The following is a 20,860-nucleotide window of genomic DNA, read 5'->3' as shown; positions in this document are numbered from 1 at the left end:
GGCCACAGCAAAAGCCCAAGCAACAGCAGAGGCTGGTTTCCTGAGGGTAGGGGGGGGGGGGGGGGGGGGGGGGGGGGGGGGGGGGGGGGGGGGGGGGGGGGGGCGGCGGGGGTGGCGCCCGCGGGGTGTCGGGGGCGGGGCGGCCCCCCCCCCCCCCCCCCCCCCCCCACCCCGCCTACCCTCAGGAAACCAGCCTCTGCTGTTGCTTGGGCTTTTGCTGTGGCCGTTGCCTCTGCGGGTGCAGGGCGCCGCCCTGCCGAACTAAACTACCTGCCGTTGTCCCAGCAGGATTGCCCATGTTCGATACCTCGCCCCAGCTCGATTGCGCCGGCCGCATCCTGCGCCTCGACCGTGCCCGGGTCATGGGCATCGTCAACGTCACCCCGGACTCGTTCTCCGATGGCGGCGCGCACGACACCACCGAGGCGGCCGTCGCCCACGGTCTGAAGCTGGTCGAGGAGGGCGCCGACCTGCTCGACATCGGCGGCGAATCGACCCGCCCGGGCGCTGCGCCGGTGTCGATCGAGGATGAGCTGCGCCGGGTGATTCCGGTGATCGAGCAGCTGGCCGCCCGCACTCAGGTGCCGATCAGCATCGACACCTTCAAGCCGGAGGTGATGCGCGCGGCGGTGGCCGCTGGCGCCGGCATGATCAACGACATCTTCGGCCTGCGTCAGGACGGGGCGCTGGACGCCGCCGCTGAAACCGGCGTGCCGGTGGTGCTGATGCACATGCAGGGCGAACCGGGCCACATGCAGGCAGATCCATACTACGGCGACGTGGTCGCCGAGGTGCACGGTTTCCTGGTGCAGCGCCTGTTCGCCGCCGAGATGGCAGGTATCGCGAAGAAGAACCTGCTGATCGACCTCGGTTTCGGCTTCGGCAAGACCACCGCCCACAACATGACCCTGCTGGCGCGCTCGGAACGCTTCCTGGAACTGGGCGTGCCGATGTTGGCTGGCCTGTCGCGCAAGCGCAGCCTGGGCGAACTGACCGGTCGCGACACGCCGTCCGAGCGCGTGGCCGCCTCGTTGGCTGCGCACCTGATCGCAGTCCAGCGTGGCGCACGCATCGTGCGCGTGCATGACGTGGCCGCCACCGTCGATGCGCTGAAGATCTGGCAGGCCGTCGAGGCCGTGCCAACGCCGCGCGCCGACGCCACGCCGACGATCCGCTGGCCGGACGAAGACTGATGGACATCGACCGGCGGCCACTGGCGATCGCCGTGATGGGGCCGACCGCCAGTGGCAAGACCGCCACCGCGATCGCCCTTGCGAAGCAGCTGGATGGCGAGATCGTCAGCGTCGATTCGGCGCTGGTCTATCGGCATCTGGATATCGGCTCGGCCAAGCCGAATGCGGCCGAGCGGGCGCAGGCGCCGCACCATCTGCTGGACCTGCGCGATCCGTGGCAGACCTATTCGGCGGCCGAGTTCGCCGCCGATGCCGGCCGCGTCGTGGCCGACATCGTGGCACGCGGCAAAACGCCGATCCTGGCAGGTGGCACGGGGCTGTACTTCCGGGCCCTGCTGCAGGGCCTGTCGCCGATGCCGGAGGCCGACCCGGTGATGCGCGAAGCACTCAGCACCGAGGCGGCCGAGCGGGGCTGGGCGGCACTGCACGCCGAGCTGGCCAAGGTCGACCCGGCCGCCGCCGCACGTATCCATGCCACCGACCCGCAACGCATCCAGCGGGCGCTGGAGGTCTATCGCCTCACCGGCACGCCGATCAGTGAATGGCAGCGCCGGCCGGGCGTCGCGCCGTTGCCGGTGCGCACCCTCAAGCTGATCCTCGCCCCGCGTGACCGCGCGGTACTGCACCAGCGTATCGAGGCGCGCTTCGACGCCATGCTGGCGCAGGGCTTCCTGGACGAGGTGCGGGCATTGCGTGCAATGCCGGAAATGACCGCCGTGGCGGCGCCGCTGGACCTGCCCGCGGTGCGCGCGGTTGGCTATCGCCAGGCCTGGGAATACCTGGACGGGGAGGGCGATGCTGCCCGTTTCCGGGACAAGGCCATCTTCGCCACCCGGCAGCTGGCCAAGCGCCAGCTGACCTGGCTGCGCGGCGAGCTTGATGCGCGCTGGTTCGACCCCCATGTCGATGGGGAGCGCCTGGCCGGCGCGGTGTCGACCTTCGTCGCACGCTGAACCCCCGCCAGCCGTGTAACATCATCGGTCGGCGGGCGGCTCGGGGGCCGTGGCAACCGTCGGCAACCCAATAAGAACAATAATCAGGAGTGTGCAATGTCCAAGGGGCAATCGCTGCAGGATCCTTTCTTGAACGCACTTCGGCGCGAGCGCGTGCCGGTTTCGGTGTACCTGGTCAACGGCATCAAGCTGCAGGGCACGATCGAGTCGTTCGACCAGTTCGTGGTCCTGCTGCGCAACACGGTCAGTCAGATGGTCTACAAGCACGCCATTTCCACGGTCGTTCCGGCACGTAACGTGAAGGTCGGTCCGGGCGGTGGTTACGTGCAGTCCGGTGAAGGTGGTCAGGCAGGTGATGAAGCAGACGAGTAAGACCGGAGCGGTGAATGTTTGACCGCTCGAAAAAGGGCGAACACGCCCTGTTGATCCAGCCCCATTTCGGCAAGCTGGAAGACGATGTGCTGGAAGAATTCGGTGATCTGGCCCGCTCGGCTGGGGCCAGCATCGCCGCGACGATCACTGCGCGCCTGGACCGACCGAATCCGTCGACCCTGATCGGCAGCGGCAAGCTGGACGAGATCAAGGCTGCGGCCGACGCCAGCGGTGCCGACCTGATCCTGGTCAACCATGCGTTGAGCCCGGGCCAGGAGCGCAACCTGGAACGGTTCCTGGAGCGCCGGGTGATCGACCGTACCGGCCTGATCCTGGATATCTTCGCCCAGCGTGCGCACAGCCACGAGGGCAAGCTGCAGGTCGAGCTGGCGCAGCTGCGGCATCTGGCCACGCGGCTGGTGCGCGGCTGGACCCACCTGGAGCGCCAGCGCGGTGGTTCAATTGGCCTGCGCGGCCCGGGTGAAACCCAGCTGGAAACCGACCGCCGCCTGCTGCAGAAGCGGGTCGAGCAGTTGCAGAAGCGCCTGGAAAAGGTGGAAGTGCAGCGCACCCAGATGCGTCGTGCGCGTGTGCGCAGCGAGCTGCCCCGTGTGGCACTGGTGGGCTACACCAACGCCGGCAAGTCGACCCTGTTCAACGCCATGACCGGCGCCGAGGCCTATGCCGCCGACCAGCTGTTCGCCACGCTGGATCCGACCGTGCGCCGCATCGCGGTGCCGGGCGGCAACGTGGTGCTGGCCGACACCGTTGGCTTCGTCCGCGACCTGCCGCATGACCTGGTCGCTGCGTTCCGCTCGACCCTGTCCGAGGCGCGCGAGGCCGATTTCCTGCTGCACGTGGTCGATGCTGCCGACCCGCACCGCGAGGAGCGCATCGCCCAGGTAGACGAAGTGCTGACCGCAGTCGGTGCCGGCGATCTGCCGCAGCTGCTGGTGTTCAACAAGATCGACCGCATTGACGGCGCCGACGTGCGCCACGACGGCCAGGACGGTATCCCGGACGAATCGCGTCGCGAGCGGGTGTGGATTTCCGCGCGTGACGGTCAGGGCTTGGAGCTGTTGCAGGCGGTGCTGGGCAAGCGCCTGGGCCTGCAGCATGTCACCGGCGAACTGCGTCTTCCCCCGGATGCAGGCCGCCTGCGCGCGCGCCTGCACCAGCTGGAGGTGATCCGCAGCGAGCAGGCCGATGAGGATGGTTGGCTGCTGCAGGTCGACCTGCCGATCGCCGAAGCCGAAAAGCTGGCCGCCAGTGCCGATGGCGCCCCGATCCGCGCGCTGCTGCCGGAAAAACTGCCGGAGTGGTGAGGTAGCGACCGGTGCCCGGTAGTGCCGGCCGCTGGCCGGCAACGCAACCGTGCCGGAGGGGCGCGACATCCGCCTGTCATCTGCGGTACAACGTGGTTCTTCACCCCACCGTCATGCCGATGTCCATCCCCACCGACGCCGATCTCAATGCCCAGTCCGCCGCGCTCGGGCAGCGCCTGCAGCAGGCCTCGCTGCAGCTGGTGACCGCCGAAAGCTGCAGTGGTGGCTGGATCGCCAAGTGCATGACCGACATTGCCGGCTCGTCGGCGTTCTTCGACTGCGGCATGGTGGTCTACAGCTACGAAGCCAAGCAGCGCCTGCTCGGCGTGCGCGCGCAGACCCTGGAGCAGTTCGGTGCGGTCAGCCGCGAAACCGTGCTGGAAATGGTCTCCGGCGCGCTGGTCAATTCCGGTGCCGGCATCGCCGTGGCGGTGACCGGCATTGCCGGCCCCGGTGGCGGGAGCCCGGACAAGCCGGTCGGCAGTGTCTGGATTGGCTGGAAGCGCCGTGGCGGCTATGCCCGCGCCGAGCTGTTCCAGTTCGATGGCGACCGCGAAGCCATCCGCCGGCAAACCGTGGCGGCGGCATTGCGCGGTATCGACGCCCAGCTGTGACATGCTGCTCCGGTAATCGTCCGGAGCACGCATGATGTGGGAGACGCTGGGTACTGTCCGTGACCTGGGCCGACTGCAGGAAATCGCCGTCGTCCTGATCCGCTATGGCTTCGGCGACGTGGTGCGGCGCATCGGCTTGGCCACCACGCTGGAGCGGGCAGGGCGCCTGCTGCACTGGAACGAGGACCGCCAGGAACTGCTGCGGATGACCGCGCCGGTGCGTGTGCGCAGCGCTATGCAGGATCTGGGTCCCACTTTCGTCAAGCTCGGGCAGGTGCTGGCGACGCGCGTTGACCTGCTGCCGCCGGAATGGATCGCTGAACTGTCCGAACTGCAGAACGCGGTGCCGGCGCTGCCGTACGCGGATATCCGCGAGCAGCTCGAAGCCGACCTTGGCGCCTCGCCGACGGAGGTGTTCGCCTTCCTCGATGAAACCCCGATGGCCGCCGCCTCGCTGGCGCAGGCCCATCGCGCCCGGCTCCACGATGGCCGTGAGGTGGTGCTGAAAATCCGGCGGCCCGGCATCCGCGATGTGGTCGAGGCCGATCTGCGGCTGCTGGCCCGCCTGGCCGAGATTGTCGAGGCGCGGCTGCCGGACCTGCGCCGCTATCGTCCGGCCGAGGTCGTGCAGCAGTTCACCGTGTCGCTGCGACGCGAACTGGATTTCGCCGCCGAATGCCGTAACGCCGAACGCATCGCGCGCAACTTCAGCGGCCGCGACGACATCCTGATTCCCAGCGTGCACTGGCAGTGGACCTGCGAAAGCCTGAACGTGCAGGACTTCGTCGACGGCATTCCCGGCCGTAACCTTGCCGGTGTCGATGCGGCCGGGCTGGACCGCCGCGAACTGGCCCGGCGCGGCGCCGGCATCGTGTTGAAGATGGTGTTGGAGGACGGCAGCTTCCACGCGGATCCACACCCGGGCAACATCATCTACCTGCGCGACGGCCGCATCGGCGTGATCGATTTCGGCATGGTCGGCGCGCTGTCCGAGGTGCGCCGCTTCCAGGTCGCGCAGCTGCTGCACGGGCTGGTCGAGCAGGACCCGCAGGGCGTGGCCGACGTGTTGCTGGACTGGGCCGGTGGCGTGGAAGTGGACGAGAACCGGCTGCAGCACGACATCAGCCAGTTCGTCGACCAGTACCGCGGCGTGCCGCTGAAGGACCTGCGTATCGGCCTGATGCTGGGCGATATCACCCAGCTGCTGCGGAGCTACAGTCTGACGTTGCCGGCCGATCTGGCGCTGATGATCAAGGCCTTCCTGACCCTGGAAGGCATGGGCCGCCAGCTCGACCCGGATTTCGACATGGCCAGTGCCGCGCGCCCGTTCCTGGAGCGGGTAGTGCTGCAGCGCTATGCGCCCAGGGCGCTGCTCAAGCGTGGCCGCCGCAGCCTGCTGGGGTTGGTCGACTTCGCCGGTGAGCTGCCGCGCGACCTGCGCAAGCTGGTGCAGGCGGCGCGCCGCGGACGACTGCAGCTGAAGGTCGAAACCACCGCGCTGCAGGGCTTCGGCGAACAGGTGAACCGTGCGGCAAACCGGCTGGTGGTAGGCGTGATCACGGCTGCCCTGATCATCGGCTCGTCGATCGTGATGCACAGCGTCGGCGGGGTTTCCAGCCGCTGGCTGCTGGCGCTGGGCGTGTGCGGCTTCATCGGCGCCGGCTTCTGTGGTGTGTGGATCCTGTTCTCCATATGGAGGAGCGGCAAGCACACATAGTGTGCTTGCCGCAGCGGTTCCCCATCGGAACCGTGGAATCGCTGCGCGATTCCTGTAGGGCCGACCGCTGGTCGGCTGCTCTTGCTTTTGCCTTTGCCGCCCGGCCATTGGCCCAACTGCCGAGCATGGCTCGGCACTACAGATCCCCATCACCTGTCTGTCGTACCCGGCACTTGCAGTTGTGTGCGTTAGTAGTAATACTACTAACCATGGACCTGACCGACACCCAGCAGGCGATCCTGCAGTTGATCGCCGAGCGTATCGAGAGCGAAGGCGCACCGCCCTCGCAGACTGAAATCGCACGTGCGTTCGGCTTCAAGGGCGTGCGCGCGGCCCAGTACCACCTGGAAGCCCTGGAGCAGGCCGGTGCGATCCGTCGCATCCCGGGCCAGGCGCGCGGCATCCGCCTGGTGCAGGCGCCGCCGGTCGAGAAGCTGGCCGAGCCGGGCCTGCCCGACAGTGTGCTGCGCCTGCCGGTGCTGGGCCGGGTTGCGGCCGGCCTCCCGATCGGCGCCGACATCGGCTCGGACGATTTCGTGGTGCTGGACCGGGTGTTCTTCTCGCCAGCGCCGGACTACCTGCTGAAGGTGCAGGGCGATTCGATGATCGACGAGGGCATCTTCGACGGTGACCTGATCGGTGTGCACCGCACCCGCGACGCCCATTCTGGGCAGATCGTGGTGGCGCGCATCGATGACGAGATCACGGTCAAGCTGCTGAAGATCGCCAAGGACCGCATCCGCCTGCTGCCGCGCAATCCCGATTACAAGCCGATCGAGGTGCTGCCGGACCAGGATTTCGCGATCGAGGGCCTCTATTGCGGCCTGCTGCGGCCCAACCGTTGACCCGTTCCATAGCGCATTACCCCGCGGTCTTTTGTGGCGATTCTCTGGTTCCACTGAGGTTGGTACGGATGTCCGATAATTCTTTTCAGAGCGCCGGGCAGAATCTCAGCCTGTGCGATACGTCCGACTTAAAGTGAACCCATGGCAAAGAAGACCCCCAAAGACAGCACCCCCAACGACATGACCTCTGCAAGGACCAATACGATGGACGAGAACAAGAAGCGCGCCTTGGCTGCTGCTCTGGGCCAGATCGAGAAGCAGTTCGGCAAGGGCTCGGTGATGCGCATGGGTGACCGCGTGGTCGAGCCCGTCGAAGCCATCCCGACCGGTTCGCTGATGCTCGACATCGCACTGGGCATTGGCGGTCTGCCGAAGGGCCGTGTCGTTGAGATCTACGGGCCGGAATCCTCGGGCAAGACCACCCTGACCCTGCAGGCCATCGCCGAGTGCCAGAAGATGGGCGGTACCGCAGCTTTCATCGACGCCGAGCACGCGCTTGACCCGATCTATGCCGCCAAGCTGGGCGTGAACGTGGACGACCTGCTGCTGTCGCAGCCGGATACCGGTGAGCAGGCGCTGGAAATCGCCGACATGCTGGTCCGTTCGGGCTCGGTCGACATCCTGGTGGTCGACTCGGTCGCCGCACTGACCCCGAAGGCCGAAATCGAAGGCGAGATGGGTGACCAGCTGCCGGGTCTGCAGGCCCGCCTGATGAGCCAGGCGCTGCGCAAGTTGACCGGCAACATCAAGCGCTCCAACACCCTGGTGATCTTCATCAACCAGCTGCGCATGAAGATCGGCGTGATGATGCCGGGCCAGAGCCCGGAAACCACCACGGGCGGCAACGCGCTGAAGTTCTATGCCTCGGTCCGCCTGGACATCCGCCGTATCGGCGCGATCAAGAAGGGTGACGAGATCATCGGCAACCAGACCAAGATCAAGGTGGTCAAGAACAAGCTGGCGCCTCCGTTCAAGCAGGTCATCACTGAGATCCTGTACGGCGAAGGCATCAGCCGCGAGGGCGAACTGATCGACATGGGCGTGGATGCCAAGCTGGTCGAAAAGGCCGGCGCCTGGTACAGCTACGGTGAAGAACGCATCGGCCAGGGCAAGGACAACGCCCGCGGCTACCTGCGCGACAACCCGACCGTCGCTGCAAAGCTCGAGGCAGAACTGCGCGAGAAGTTCCAGCCGGCCGAAGCGGCCCGCGAGGATGGTGACGACGAAGGCGACGACGAGTAAGGCTTGCTGTGGGGCAGGGCGGCGCCGTCAGTGACGTCGCCCTGTCCCGCAGGTTCGAATCGCCCATGGATGGGCTGGGTGCCACGGATGGCGCCACCCTTGGAGTACCCATGTCCGACGCCGAAGACATTCCGACCGGCCGCAAGCGCCGACCGCGTGAGCAGACTCCCGTGCAGCGGGCGCTGGGCCTTCTGGTCCGCCGCGAACACTCGCGCAAGGAACTCACCCGCAAGCTGACCGCCCGTGGCATTGAAGACGAAGCCGCGCAGGCCGCTGTCGCCAAGCTGACCGAGGCCGGCTGGCAGGACGACACCCGCTTCGCTGAGAACCTGGTGCGGATGCGCGCCAACACCGGCTATGGGCCGATCCATGTCCGCGCCGAGCTTGGCACCCACGGCCTGGACAGTGCCGCGATTGCCGCAGCGATGGACAGCTACGAAGGCGACTGGCAGGAAAATGCTCGCGATCTGGTCCGCAGGCGCTTTGGCGAGGCCGGCCCGCAGGACCTGGCGCAGCGGCGCAAGGCCGCCGATCTGCTGGCCCGACGGGGCTTCGACGGCGACAGCATCCGCCGCGCGACCCGCTACGACCCGGATGACTGAGACTGGCGGCGCCGGGCCTGATACCCTTTAGGTTTTCGGCGGTCCCTCGCGACCCTGGCCAACGCGGCCGGTGGTCCGGGTCCGCCGGCCCGCAGACTGCCAGCCCCCAATGAACGCATCCGCCAAATTCACGACTTCCCAGATCCGCAGCGATTTCCTTGAATTCTTCAAGGGCAAAGGCCACACCATCGTGCCGTCGGCGCCGCTGGTGCCGGGCAACGATCCGACCCTGCTGTTCACCAACTCCGGCATGGTGCAGTTCAAGGACGTGTTCCTCGGCGCGGAAAAGCGCAGCTACGTGCGCGCGGCCGATGTCCAGCGCTGCCTGCGCGCGGGCGGCAAGCACAACGATCTCGACCAGGTTGGCTACACCGCACGCCACCACACCTTCTTCGAGATGCTGGGCAACTGGTCGTTCGGCGATTACTTCAAGAAGGACGCGATCGCCTGGGCCTGGGAGCTGCTGACGCAGGTCTGGAAGCTGCCGGCCGAGCGCCTGCTGGTTACCGTGTACCAGACCGACGACGAAGCCTACGAACTGTGGCGTGACATGGTCGGTGTGCCGGAAGAGCGCATCGTGCGCATCGGCGACAACAAGGGCGCACCGTTCGCCTCGGACAACTTCTGGCAGATGGCCGACACCGGTCCGTGCGGCCCGTGCACCGAGATCTTCTATGACCACGGCGACCACATCGCCGGTGGCCCCCCGGGTTCGCCGGATGAAGACGGCGACCGCTTCATCGAAATCTGGAACCTGGTGTTCATGCAGTTCGACCGCCAGCCCGACGGCACCCTGGTGCCGCTGCCGGCGCCGTGCGTGGATACCGGCATGGGCCTGGAGCGACTGGCGGCGATCCTGCAGCACGTTCACACCAACTACGAGATCGACCTGTTCCAGGCGCTGATCCGCAAGGCCGCCGAGCTGACCGGCACCGCCGACCTGGAAAACAAGTCGCTGCGCGTGATCGCCGATCACATCCGCGCCTGTTCGTTCCTGATCGTCGATGGCGTGCTGCCGTCCAACGAAGGCCGTGGCTACGTGCTGCGCCGTATCATCCGCCGCGCCCTGCGCCACGGCTGGATGCTGGGCGTGCGGCAGCCGTTCTTCAGCAAGCTGGTGCCGACCCTGGTCGAGCAGATGGGCGAGGCCTATCCGGAACTGCCGGCGGCGGTGGACACCGTCACCCGTGCGCTGCAGGCCGAAGAAGAGCGTTTCGCCGAAACCCTCGATGCCGGCATGAAGATCTTCGAGGACGTGGCGGGCAAGGCCAGCAACGGCGTGATCCCGGGCGTTGACGCCTTCCGCCTTTACGACACCTACGGTTTCCCGCTCGACCTGACCCAGGACATCGCCCGCGAGCGCGACCTGACCGTCGACATCGCCGGCTTCGACGCCGCAATGGAGCAGCAGCGCGAGACCGCACGCGCAGCCGGCAAGTTCGGCGGCGGCGTGACCCTGCCGGCCGAGCTGGTGGCAACGCTCAGCCCGACCCTGTTCCTGGGCTATGACCGCCTGCAGGCCGACGGCCTGAGCGTGCTGGCCCTGCTCAAGGACGGCCGTCCGGTGCAGTCGGCCGATGCCGGTGATTCGGTCATCGTGATCACCAACCAGACCCCGTTCTACGCCGAATCCGGCGGCCAGGTCGGTGACACGGGCGTGCTTGCCGGCAACGGCGTGCGCCTGGTGGTGGAAGACACCCAGAAGTTCGCTGGCCAGTTCCATGGCCACGTCGGCACCCTGTCCGTCGGCGGCCTGAAACTGGGCGATGTGCTGTCCGGCCAGGTCGATGGCGAGCGCCGCGGCGCCACCATCCTCAACCACTCGGCAACGCACCTGCTGCATGCCGCCCTGCGCGAAGTGCTGGGCACCCACGTGCAGCAGAAGGGCTCGCTGGTCGCGCCGGACCGCCTGCGTTTCGACTTCTCGCACTTCCAGCCGATCAGCGCGGAAGAACTGGCGCTGATCGAGCGCAAGGTCAACCAGCAGGTACGCGCAAACAACGCGGCCGAAGTCCACACCATGGGCATGCAGGAAGCGCTGGACTTCGGCGCGATGGCCCTGTTCGGCGAGAAGTACGGCGAGCACGTGCGCGTGCTGAAGATGGGTGACTACTCCACCGAGCTGTGCGGTGGTACCCACGTCAACCGTACCGGCGACATCGGCCTGTTCAAGATCACCTCCGAGGGCGGTGTCTCGGCCGGCGTGCGCCGTATCGAGGCGGTCACCGGCCAGGGCGCTCTGGATTACGTGGACGCCGAGGAGGCCCGCCTGGCCGAAGCCGCTGAACTGCTCGGCGGCAGCGCCGCCGACGTGGTCGAGAAGATCCGTGCCCTCGGCCAGCGCCAGAAGCAGCTGGAGCGCGAACTGGAGGCCGTGAAGGCCAAGGTCGCCGCCGGCGCCACGGCCGACCTGTCTGGCCAGGCCGTCGAGGTTGCCGGCGTGAAGGTGCTGGCCGCCCGCCTGGAGGGCTTCGATGCCAAGGCCCTGCGTGACGCCATGGACCGCCTGAAGCAGCAGCTGGGCGATGCGGTGATCGTGCTGGCCGGTGCCCAGGACGGCAAGGCTGCCCTGGTTGCGGGTGTGAACGGCAGCGCAATGGGCAAGGTCAAGGCCGGGGAACTGTTGTCCCATATCGCCAGTCAGATCGGGGGCAAGGGCGGCGGACGCCCGGACCTCGCCCAGGGTGGTGGCGAGGACGGGCCCGCCCTTGCCACCGCGCTGGCTGCGGTCGTCGAATGGGTCAGCCCCCGCCTGTGATGAACCTGGCCGTCCCCCTCCTTGTAGGAGCGGGACGGCTGACGGTACCATTGCGAATCTTTTCCCTTTGTCGTGGTAGCGCTTCTTGACGGAGCGTCAAGCCGGTGGGGGATACCCTTCCACACGGTTCCATGGAGACTTACAAAAATGTTGATCCTGACTCGCCGCGTCGGCGAAACCCTGATGATCGGTGACTCGGTGAGCGTCACCGTGCTTGGCGTCAAGGGTAACCAGGTGCGTATCGGCATCACCGCGCCGAAGGACGTCGCTGTGCATCGCGAAGAGATCTATCAGCGCATCCAGCGTGGTGATGAAGCCGGTGGCACCGGTAGCGAAAATTCTGCCGAATAACGCTTTACCTTCGCACTCGATTAACGTTATGATTCACGCCCCGCTGAGGTGCAACGCACCAGATGCGGAGAAAACCCCGGAGTGATGCCCGAGTGGCCGAAGGGGCTCCCCTGCTAAGGGAGTATAGGGTCAAAAGCTCTATCGAGGGTTCGAATCCCTCTCACTCCGCCAGATATAAAGAAGCGCCTGCAGATCCTCGATCTGCAGGCGTTTTTCTTTATCCGACACTCGCAGCGTGGAGCTGACTATCCTGGCTGATCGGTGCGGGTGGCAGGCGTTGGCATGGGCGTCGTCGCTGGTGCCGGAGCGGGCGCACCCGGCAGCTGTGGCGGTTCAATGTGACGAGGTGGAATTTCCCGCCACAGCAACGCAAGCGTGCAGTCGTTGGCACGTTCCCTGCACATTCTTTCGGCCTTCCGCTGCGCGGCGTCCGCAGTCTTCTCACCCAGTGCAAAGCCCAACGCAATCGTGCCGGTCGCTATGGCCGAATAACCTTCGCCGATGGTGCTGGCGGACTGGCCGCAATTGCGCGATCGCGCTGCGCAGTAGTGCAGCGACTGCTGCATCGCAGTGGTGAGGGAAGACTGGTTCATCGAATAGCCGTAGCGGCCATCCTTGTCGTAGGTGATCGCAGACGCAGCATTTGCGGCTGATGAAGCGGACAACAACAGCGCCAGTGAAACCGCATGCTTCCAGTTCATCACGCTCTCCTGTTTTGCCGATGGTGAATCAACCGGTGAATGTGGCGCAACCCCGCAGGGGGCGGGGGAGAACGCCTGCAGGCCATTTGCCCGCAGGCGCGTACCGACGCGTTCGATCGTCAGAGCCTCACCGTCACCCCCACCTGGAACCCACGCCCCGGCAACGGCGCGATGTACTTCAACGGTGAGTTGTGCGGCCGTGCTTCTTCATTGAGCAGGTTGCTGCCGTTGATGAACACTTCCATGCCGGCGATGTAGCTGTTGCGTACCGGCAGCTCACGGCTGACCTGCAGGTCGACCAGGTTGAAGGCATCCAGTGGCACTTCCTCGCTGACGTTGCGGCCGAGGTACTTCTGCGTGTCGTAGTAGGTGCTGGACAGCTGCGCCTTCCAACCCTCGCGTTGCCACTGCAGATTGGCGCCGTAGCGGTTGGTCGGCATGTTCGGCAGGTACTCGCCGTCGTTGTGGGCACGCAGCGAATCGGGGTGATCGGCCTTGTTCTTCACCAGGTCGGCGAAGGCGGAGATGTTCAACGTGCCATAGCGGCCAAGGTCCAGGGCCTGCGATGCGTCGATCTCGAAGCCCTTCACCGTGGTGTCGGTCTGCTTCCAGTATTTCAGCGGCAGGCGGTTGGCGGTCTGCACGCCCGAGTAACCCAGGTACAGATAGTTCTCGTACTTCATCCGATACGCGGTGGCCGACAGTTCGAACCCTCCGATATGGAACAGGCCGGTCAGCTCCAGGTTTTTCGCGCGCTCTGGCTCGAGGTTCTGGTTGCCTTCTTCCTGGGTCATCACCGAGTAGTGCGCGTTGCTCGCATACAACTCATTGATCTCCGGTGCGCGCTGCGAGGACGAGTAGCGCACCTTGGCGGCGAACAACGGACCGAGCTCGACATACGAACCCAGGCCGTAGCTGTTGAGCCGGTAGTCGCGGTCCTGCAGTTTCGTGTTGGCGGCATTGCGCGCGGTCTTGAAGCGGCTTGGTTGCAGGTCATGGTCAACGCGCTCGTGGCGCACGCCAGCGTCGAAACTGGCCCAGCCGAAGTCCAGCGTCTCCTTCAGGAACACCGCGTTGCTGCGGGTGTCGACGTCAGGCAGGTAGCGCAGCGAGCCGCTGCCGGTGACATCGCGCGACTGGTGGCTGTAACCGAGCAGGCCGCTGAGCGGACCGACACGCTGATGGCTCAACAGCAGTTCGGCCTGGGTGCTCTCGAAATCGTAGTCGTTGGCCCGGGTGGCACCCAGCCGTTCGCCCGAGGTGTTGTCCAGCTTCGAAACACGCAGTTCGGCGCGCTCGAACCACGGCAGCGGATCACGCAACAGGGCTTCCAGTGCGTAGCGTTCCTGCTCGATCACTACGCCCACCGGCAATGCGTTGGCGTAGTTGGAACCGAACGACAGGTTCTGCATCGAGAACCCGGGCACGCCGTATTCGCTGTCCTTGGCATCGATGCTGACACCCACGTAACCACGGTCGAAGAACAGGGTCAACCCGAACGCCACCTGCGAATTGCGCGCGTAACTGTTGCCCAACCGGTGATGGTAATCGGGCGTCACGTCGTTGTTGATCTGCTTCTGCACGTACGAAGGCGTGCCGGGTACGTAGGCCGGGTTGACCGGATTGATGTAGGTGCGGCGCTGCCAGACCGAAGTCGGATTGTTGGTGTAGAAGGAGAAATCGCCGTCGGCCCAGTCCGGGTTTTCGGTCATGAACTGGTCGATGTAGGGCTGCGAGGCCTTGTTGTAGATCTGCTGGACGCGCGCCTCCTTCTGGCAGCTGTCGGCCAGCGCCGAGTTGACGCCGCCGGTGGGCGGGAACAGCGCGGCGTTGCAGACACTGGCTTTGCTGTTGCCGGGGATGTCGTAGTGCGAGATGCGCTGCCGAGAGACCTGCAGGTTGGTCGAGACGTTGCGCTGGTTGTTGAAGTTCATGCGGAAGCCCTGCGCGTCCGCAGCATTGAAGCCCTTGCGCAGGACCAGTTCCATCGACTGGTCCTTGTCTTCCATGCTGCGCGAGATCAGGCCCGGATCGATCTCCACGCTGCCTCCGATCGCATTGCCGCCGTAGCGCACGGTGTCGGAGGACTTGTTGACGGTGACACTGCGTACGAACAGCGGATCGAACGGAATGTTGATGTCGCCGCTGATTGCGTTCATGCCGAGGATGGACTGGCCGTCCTGCAGGATCTGCACGCGGTTGCCGCCGAGGCTGCGGATGACCGGAGCGCCCGCGTTTGGCCCGAAGGCACTGCTCTGCACGCCGGAGACGTGTTCGAGCAGGCCGCCGAGGGTGCGGTTCTGCGCATGTGGGTTGTCGACAGTGACCCGGGTGTCGATGCGCGAGGGCTGGGAGGCCTGGACCTGGAGGGTGGGGAGGGTGGGTTCGTCTGCGGCCTGGGCGGTGTGGACGGCGAACAGAATGGCAGCAGCAAGCAGATGGCGACGCATGACACGCTCCGTGAAGATTACATGAAACGTTATAACGTAACTATTGCGGGCAACAAGGGCGTTTTGGCTCTAGTCGCGAGGCCGAACACACGGGAGGCGCGAATGAGGTTGCCGGCCGTTCAGCGCTCTGCCTTGTGCGGGGCGCCGATGCTGTGCACGATCCGGATGCTGCGCCCCACAGCGCTTCACGCAGCATCTTCTTCACGGAAACGGAGCAACGTATGAAGCTGCTGTCCGCTGTGTTGTTGTCTGCGCTTTCGCTGGCCGCCGTTCCGGCGCTGGCCGTGGAGGCTTCGCCCTCACCGCTGCTGGGACGCTGGTCGCTGGACATTGCCACCTCGGCGCTGCCCGAGGCGCAGCGCCCGAAACAGGTGGTACTGGAATTCAAGGATGCCGGGGGTGGACGCTGGAGTTCGCACGTCGACATCGTGCTGCACGACGGCAGGACCATGAAGTCCGATGGCACGCTGTCCCTCGACGGCACGCCGGGGCCTTTGTCCGGCACCTACGGCGCGGACAAGGCCAACCTGAAACTGCCGGCGCCGAACACCCTGGTGATGCAGCTGGTGGACCACGGCACGCCGGCCTCCACCCGCATCTATACCGTGGCGGCCGACCGTACGACGATGACCGAGACCAAGGCGTTCTACGGTCACGACGGTACGCCGATCCTGCAGACCAATCTGTTCAAGCGAATACCGTAGCGGCGCCGCCTGCACGACGCCCGCACAGCGGGCGTGGTGAATGCAGCAGCCTTATACCGCGGCCGGGTCGCGCTTGCCGGCGTCGATGCCGTACCTGTCGATGGCCTCCTGCATCCGCGAGCGTTCGATGCGGCCTTCGTCGGCCAGCGACTTCAGGGCGGCCAGCACGATGAAGTGGCGATCCACTTCGAAGAACGTGCGCAGCGACTCACGCGTGTCGGAACGGCCGAAGCCATCGGTACCGAGTGCGATGAAGCGGCGGTCGTTGATGAAGGGACGTATCTGGTCGCCTACGATCTTCATGTAGTCGGTGGCCACCACCACCGGGCCATCATGGCCCTGCAGGCACTCCTGCACGTAGGGTACGCGCGGTTCCTCAGCCGGGTGCAGCAGGTTCCAGCGTTCGGCAGCCAGGCCATCGCGGCGCAGTTCGGTCAGGCTGGTCGCGCTCCAGACATCGCTGGCGATGCCGAAGTCCTGCAGCAGCAGTTTCGCCGCGGCTTCCACCTCGCGCAGGATCGAACCGCTGCCCATCAACTGCACGCGTGGCTGCGAGGCGCTGTCGGCCGCTGCCGGATGCAGCAGATACAGGCCCTTCAGGATGCCCGCTTCCACGCCCTCCGGCAGTGCCGGCTGCGGGTAGTTCTCGTTGAGCACGGTGATGTAGTAGTAGACGTCTTCCTGCTCGACATACATGCGGCGCAGGCCGTCGTGGATGATCACCGCCAGCTCGTAGTTGTAGGTCGGGTCGTAGGACACGCAGCTCGGGATCACCGACGAGAGCACGTGGCTGTGGCCGTCATCGTGTTGCAGGCCTTCGCCCATCAGCGTGGTACGGCCCGACGTGGCACCGAGCAGGAAGCCCCGGGTACGCGCATCGGCTGCAGCCCAGGCGAGGTCGCCGACGCGCTGCAGGCCGAACATCGAGTAGAAGATGTAGAACGGAATCGTGGCCAGGCCGTGGTTGCTGTAGGCGGTGCCGGCGGCGATCCACGAGCAGATCGCACCGGATTCGTTGATGCCTTCCTGCAGGATCTGGCCGTCCTTGGCTTCCTTGTAGTAGCTCAGCTGGCCCGCATCCTGCGGCGTGTACAACTGACCCAGGTACGAATGGATGCCGATCTGGCGGAACAGGCCTTCCATGCCGAAGGTGCGCGATTCATCGGGCACGATCGGAATGACCAGCTTGCCCAGCTCCGGGTCCTTCAGCAGGCGGGTGAGGATGCGCACGAAGCCCATGGTGGTGGATTGGCCGCGATCGCCGCTGCCCTGCAGCTGGGTGTTGAAGATCGACAGCGGCGGCAGCGGCAGCGGATCGACCTTCGCCAGCCGCGCCGGCAGCTGGCCGCCCTGGATGCGGCGGCGCTCGGCGAAGTAGGCCGCCTCGGGGCTGCCCGGCTCCGGTCGCAGATACGGCATGTCCTCCAGCTGCTCGTCGCTGACCGGCAGGTTGAAGCGATCGCGGAAGGCATGCACCGCATCGGCGCTCATCTTCTTCAGCTGGTGGTTGATGTTCTGGCCTTCGCCGGCTTCGCCCATGCCGAAACCCTTGACCGTCTTGGTCAGGATCACTGTCGGCCGGCCGCGGGTGTTCACCGCCTGCTGGTAGGCAGCGAAGACCTTCTGCGGATCATGGCCGCCACGCGCCAGCGCCCAGATGTCGTCGTCGCTCATATGCGCGACCAGTTCCAGCAGCTCAGGGTAGCGGCCGAAGAAATGCTCGCGCACGTAGGCACCGCTCTGCGACTTGAAGGTCTGGTAGTCACCATCCACGCATTCCATCATGCGCTGGCGCAGCAGGCCGCTGTGGTCGCGGGCCAGCAGGTCGTCCCAGCCACTGCCCCAGATCAGCTTGATCACGTTCCAGCCGGCCGCGCGGAAGGTGCCTTCCAGTTCCTGGATGACCTTGGCGTTGCCGCGCACCGGCCCGTCCAGGCGCTGCAGGTTGCAGTTGACCACGAACACGATGTTGTCCAGCCGCTCGCGGCCGGCCAGCGAGATCGCCGCCAGCGATTCGGGCTGATCCATTTCGCCATCGCCGAGGAAGGCCCAGACCTTGCGGCCCTGGTGCTCTTTCAGGCCGCGGTATTCCAGGTAGCGCATGTAGCGCGCCTGGTAGGCAGCGGTCAACGGGCCCAGCCCCATCGACACGGTGGGGAACTGCCAGAACTCCGGCATCAGGCGCGGGTGCGGATATGAGGACAGGCCTTCGCGGCCGGCTTCGCGGCGGAAGTTGTCCATCCGTGCCGGATCGATGCGGCCTTCCACGTACGCGCGGCCGTAGATCCCTGGCGCGGAGTGGCCCTGGATGTAGATCATGTCGCCGTCGAAGGTGTCGGTACGGCCACGAAAGAAATGATCGAAGCCCACGTCGTACAGCACTGCCGCCGACTGGTAGGTGGCGATGTGGCCGCCGACGTTGGAATGCTTGCCGGCACGCAGCACCATCACCATCGCGTTCCAGCGGATCATCGCGTTCAGGCGGCGCTCGATGGCCAGGTCACCCGGGTAGGCCGGCTGGCGCTCGGGCGGGATGGTGTTGACGTAGGCGGTCCAGGCACGGGTATGCAGGTCGCCGTGCTGCCGGGCGTCCAGATCGCTCAGCTGGTCGATCAGGTAGTGCGCGCGCGGCCGGCCGCCGGCCTGCATCACCGCCTCCAGCGATTCACGCCACTCCTGGGTTTCCAGTGGATCGGTATCGAAGGGAATGAGGGCTTGGTTCATGGCTGTCTCCAGAGGGCGCCGGTCGGAGGTCTGCCTGGGCGACAACACCGGCAGGGCGCACAGCACTGGAGCGGGGTCGCAATGGCGGGCGCCGTGACGCGAAGGGCGACCGTGGCGGCCACCGAGAAGACAAGCGTAGGCCTGCCCCCCCATGCTTCGATAGGCGGGCGGGGCTTGGGTCTCTGGCAAGCAAGGGTTGGTGCCGCGCGCCGTATCATGGGCCGATGCGCTGGGCGCGGCCGCTGATCAGGCCGGGGACAGCCCCGGCAGGAACACCGGGATGATCGCCACGCCGACGCCCAGCAGGCACCAGGCGACGACGGGCAACCAGCGCGCCAGGCGTTGAGCGGGTTCCGGTGCACGACGACCGCCGATCCACAACAGCAGCGTGAGCACACCTAGCGCATAGGCGAGGACGACGATCACCGGATGCACATGGATGACCCGGCTGGGCGGCCACATCTGCTGCTGGTAGGCGGTGGTGTGGGCGACCAGCAGCAGGAACAGCAGGCTGCTGAGGGTGTTGATGGCGGTGCGGGCGTTCATTGCGGGGCACTCCTTGTGCCGGCTGCCGGGACATTGCAGGGGCCGCATTCTAGCGGCTGCCTGCCGGTCGTTGAAACGCCACTGTCATCGATGGCGGTCACCCTGCGGGGCTTTCCAGCCTCGGGGTGGTTGGCCGGCCGTGAACAGCGTGAGGATCTGGGAGAAGAGCTACCAACTGCGGCGCCGGCTGCTGCGTGGCTTCTTCCTGCGTCGCGGTTCGGCCAGCGAGGATGCCGAAGACCTGGCGCAGGAGGTCTACCTGCGCCTGCTGCGCAGCACCGGCGAAGATGCCGATGCGGTCGAGAACCCGGAAGCCTACCTGTTCACCGTGGCGGCCAACCTGGCGCGCGAGCATGCGCGCGCGCGGTCGTCGCTGCCGCCGCTGGAAGACGTCGACCTGCTGGCCGAAGTGCTGAAAAGCGAAGAAGACATCGAAGGTGAATTCGAGCGTGCGCAGCGCTGGAACGATATCCGCAGCACCATCGCACGACTGCCGACAACCACGCGGCGGGTGATGGAGCTGCACTACCGCGACGGGCTGGACTGCCCGGCAATCAGCCAGCAGCTGCAGGTGTCGGTGCACATGGTGCGCAAGCACATCGGCAAGGGGCTGGAGGCCTGCAGGAAGGCGCTGGGCGCCAGGGAGCTCACATGAACCGGACCTCATCGCCCGTGGCCGACGACACGATCGCCTGCGAGGCCATGGACTGGTTCCTGGGCAACCGCGAGGGGCCGTTGGATGAGGCCGGGCGCCTCGCGTTCCTGGACTGGATGAAGCGCTCGCCAGAGCATGTGCGCGCCTACTTGCGCGTCCTCTCGTTGCACCGGCAGGTGGGCGAAGCGCTGCAATCGTCGTTGGCTGACGAGGCGCCGCCGCTGCGGGAGGCGACGTCGGCCAAGGTGGTGCCGCTGTTCGGTGGCGTGCACGCGCCGCCGCGCGCTGTGCCGCGGCGCGGTCGTGCGCGCTGGTGGGTGGCAGCTGCCGCAGCCTGTATCACCTTGCTCGGCGTGGGCCTGGTTCCGCAGCTGATGCCCACCGAGCAGCTTTACAGTGCCGGACAGGGTGAACTTCGCGACCTGGTGCTGCCCGACCAGACCCAGGTGCAGCTCAACGCGGACAGCCGCCTGCGGGTACGCATGGGCTGGTTCAGCCGCAAGGTGGAGCTGCTGCAGGGTGAGGCCACGTTCGACATCGCCCGCGACCGCCGTCCGTTCGAGGTGCAGGTGAACGGCCTGGAGATCCGGGATATCGGTACGGTATTCGATGTATCGCGACGGCTGCAGAGCACGCGCATCGGCGTGGTCTCCGGCGAGGTGGAGGTATGGAGCCAGGGTGCGGACGCCCGGCGTCTTGCGCAGCTGGGCGAAGGCCGAGTGGTGCAGGTCGACGCGGGCAGCCATGCGGTCGAGTCCTTGGACCTGCCATTGTCGATGCTGCTGGATTGGCAGCAGCGCAAGGTGTCCTTCCTGGATGAGCGCCTGGACGAGGTGGCCGCTGCCTTCAACCGGCACAACCAGGTGCAGGTCCGCGTGCTGGACGAAGGCGCGGCATCGGCACGGTTGTCGGGCAGTCTCGATGCGCATCGCATCGGTGCGCTGCAGGCCTTCCTCGAACGCGACCCGCGTTTCGTGGTGAGGCGCGAAGGCGACACCGTGCGGGTTGGCAGTCGCTGAGGCCGACATGGCCGTGGACTGTAAAAAAAAATTCATCGAATCCGCGTTCTCCACTTCGGTGGATGCGGGCTCTTACTTGGGAGAAGCCG

At 66.2% G+C, this 20,860-nt stretch carries 18 protein-coding genes and 1 tRNA gene; 15 read left to right on the top strand and 4 right to left on the bottom strand.

Translation table 11 applies throughout. The features are described 5' to 3' along the window. Positions 1-296 precede the first annotated feature (296 nt). The 12 genes from folP to R5H29_RS22655 all read left to right on the top strand — a co-directional run bounded on the left by folP (position 297) and on the right by R5H29_RS22655 (position 12,143). Entirely contained in the window at positions 297-1,193 is an 897-nt protein-coding gene (gene folP / locus R5H29_RS22710; RefSeq protein WP_155029269.1) for a dihydropteroate synthase, read from the top strand. Further along, on the top strand, positions 1,193-2,146 hold the full coding sequence (gene miaA, locus R5H29_RS22705) for a tRNA (adenosine(37)-N6)-dimethylallyltransferase MiaA (protein WP_164145216.1): 954 nt from the start codon (positions 1,193-1,195) through the stop codon (positions 2,144-2,146). The genes folP and miaA overlap by 1 nt, the downstream gene beginning before the upstream one ends. 96 nt (positions 2,147-2,242) lie before the next feature. Further along, entirely contained in the window at positions 2,243-2,518 is a 276-nt protein-coding gene (hfq, locus tag R5H29_RS22700) for an RNA chaperone Hfq (protein WP_004152891.1), read from the top strand. Between the two features lie 14 nt (positions 2,519-2,532). Beyond that, positions 2,533-3,843 carry a ribosome rescue GTPase HflX gene (gene hflX / locus R5H29_RS22695; protein ID WP_005412934.1) on the top strand — a complete coding sequence of 437 codons (1,311 nt, stop codon included), beginning with the start codon at positions 2,533-2,535 and terminating at the stop codon, positions 3,841-3,843. Positions 3,844-3,962: 119 nt separating this feature from the next. Then, positions 3,963-4,457, top strand: a complete 495-nt coding sequence (locus tag R5H29_RS22690) for a CinA family protein (RefSeq protein ID WP_005409020.1) — start codon at positions 3,963-3,965, stop codon at positions 4,455-4,457. A 34-nt stretch (positions 4,458-4,491) separates the two neighbouring features. Beyond that, positions 4,492-6,174: a 2-polyprenylphenol 6-hydroxylase gene (gene ubiB / locus R5H29_RS22685; RefSeq protein WP_026346905.1), complete on the top strand. Its 1,683-nt coding sequence runs from the start codon at positions 4,492-4,494 to the stop codon at positions 6,172-6,174. Positions 6,175-6,383: 209 nt separating this feature from the next. Then, complete coding sequence (lexA, locus tag R5H29_RS22680; protein WP_005412936.1) at positions 6,384-7,019, top strand: transcriptional repressor LexA; 636 nt, start codon at positions 6,384-6,386, stop codon at positions 7,017-7,019. Positions 7,020-7,223: 204 nt separating this feature from the next. Then, the gene (gene recA, locus R5H29_RS22675) at positions 7,224-8,261 is read left to right on the top strand and encodes a recombinase RecA (protein ID WP_026346904.1); all 1,038 of its coding nucleotides are present in this window, start codon (positions 7,224-7,226) and stop codon (positions 8,259-8,261) included. Between the two features lie 110 nt (positions 8,262-8,371). Beyond that, positions 8,372-8,863: a recombination regulator RecX gene (gene recX / locus R5H29_RS22670; RefSeq protein ID WP_021202260.1), complete on the top strand. Its 492-nt coding sequence runs from the start codon at positions 8,372-8,374 to the stop codon at positions 8,861-8,863. Between the two features lie 109 nt (positions 8,864-8,972). Beyond that, positions 8,973-11,621 carry an alanine--tRNA ligase gene (gene alaS / locus R5H29_RS22665; protein WP_332329894.1) on the top strand — a complete coding sequence of 883 codons (2,649 nt, stop codon included), beginning with the start codon at positions 8,973-8,975 and terminating at the stop codon, positions 11,619-11,621. A gap of 147 nt (positions 11,622-11,768) precedes the next feature. Continuing rightward, positions 11,769-11,972 (top strand): carbon storage regulator CsrA, encoded by a 204-nt coding sequence (gene csrA / locus R5H29_RS22660; RefSeq protein WP_004152909.1) that lies wholly within the window; start codon positions 11,769-11,771, stop codon positions 11,970-11,972. Positions 11,973-12,050: 78 nt separating this feature from the next. After that, a tRNA-Ser gene (locus R5H29_RS22655) sits at positions 12,051-12,143 on the top strand. A gap of 74 nt (positions 12,144-12,217) precedes the next feature. Here the strand turns inward: R5H29_RS22655 and R5H29_RS22650 are convergent. Both R5H29_RS22650 and R5H29_RS22645 read right to left on the bottom strand, forming a co-directional pair. Continuing rightward, on the bottom strand, positions 12,218-12,673 hold the full coding sequence (locus R5H29_RS22650) for a DUF4189 domain-containing protein (protein WP_019658862.1): 456 nt from the start codon (positions 12,671-12,673) through the stop codon (positions 12,218-12,220). 119 nt (positions 12,674-12,792) lie between these two features. Beyond that, on the bottom strand, positions 12,793-15,123 hold the full coding sequence (locus R5H29_RS22645) for a TonB-dependent receptor domain-containing protein (protein WP_332329893.1): 2,331 nt from the start codon (positions 15,121-15,123) through the stop codon (positions 12,793-12,795). 221 nt (positions 15,124-15,344) lie between these two features. Between R5H29_RS22645 and R5H29_RS22640 the strand changes: the two genes are divergently transcribed. After that, positions 15,345-15,827: a hypothetical protein gene (locus tag R5H29_RS22640; RefSeq protein WP_019658860.1), complete on the top strand. Its 483-nt coding sequence runs from the start codon at positions 15,345-15,347 to the stop codon at positions 15,825-15,827. Between the two features lie 51 nt (positions 15,828-15,878). Here R5H29_RS22640 and aceE read toward each other — a convergent pair whose 3' ends face one another. Beyond that, entirely contained in the window at positions 15,879-18,551 is a 2,673-nt protein-coding gene (gene aceE / locus R5H29_RS22635; RefSeq protein ID WP_332329892.1) for a pyruvate dehydrogenase (acetyl-transferring), homodimeric type, read from the bottom strand. Positions 18,552-18,797: 246 nt separating this feature from the next. Beyond that, entirely contained in the window at positions 18,798-19,097 is a 300-nt protein-coding gene (locus R5H29_RS22630; RefSeq protein ID WP_019658858.1) for a hypothetical protein, read from the bottom strand. A 139-nt stretch (positions 19,098-19,236) separates the two neighbouring features. On the opposite strand from R5H29_RS22630, the gene R5H29_RS22625 reads away from it, so the two are divergent. After that, positions 19,237-19,752, top strand: coding sequence for an RNA polymerase sigma factor (locus R5H29_RS22625; protein WP_155029276.1), 516 nt, complete (start codon positions 19,237-19,239; stop codon positions 19,750-19,752). Next, positions 19,749-20,771 carry a FecR domain-containing protein gene (locus tag R5H29_RS22620; protein ID WP_019658856.1) on the top strand — a complete coding sequence of 341 codons (1,023 nt, stop codon included), beginning with the start codon at positions 19,749-19,751 and terminating at the stop codon, positions 20,769-20,771. The genes R5H29_RS22625 and R5H29_RS22620 overlap by 4 nt, the downstream gene beginning before the upstream one ends. Positions 20,772-20,860: the final 89 nt, after the last annotated feature.

Origin of the sequence: Stenotrophomonas sp. A3_2 (assembly GCF_036624925.1) — a bacterium.
Lineage (GTDB): Bacteria > Pseudomonadota > Gammaproteobacteria > Xanthomonadales > Xanthomonadaceae > Stenotrophomonas > Stenotrophomonas hibiscicola.
The sequence above is the reverse complement of the archived record's forward strand: the minus strand, read 5'-3'. Positions and strand labels throughout refer to the sequence as shown.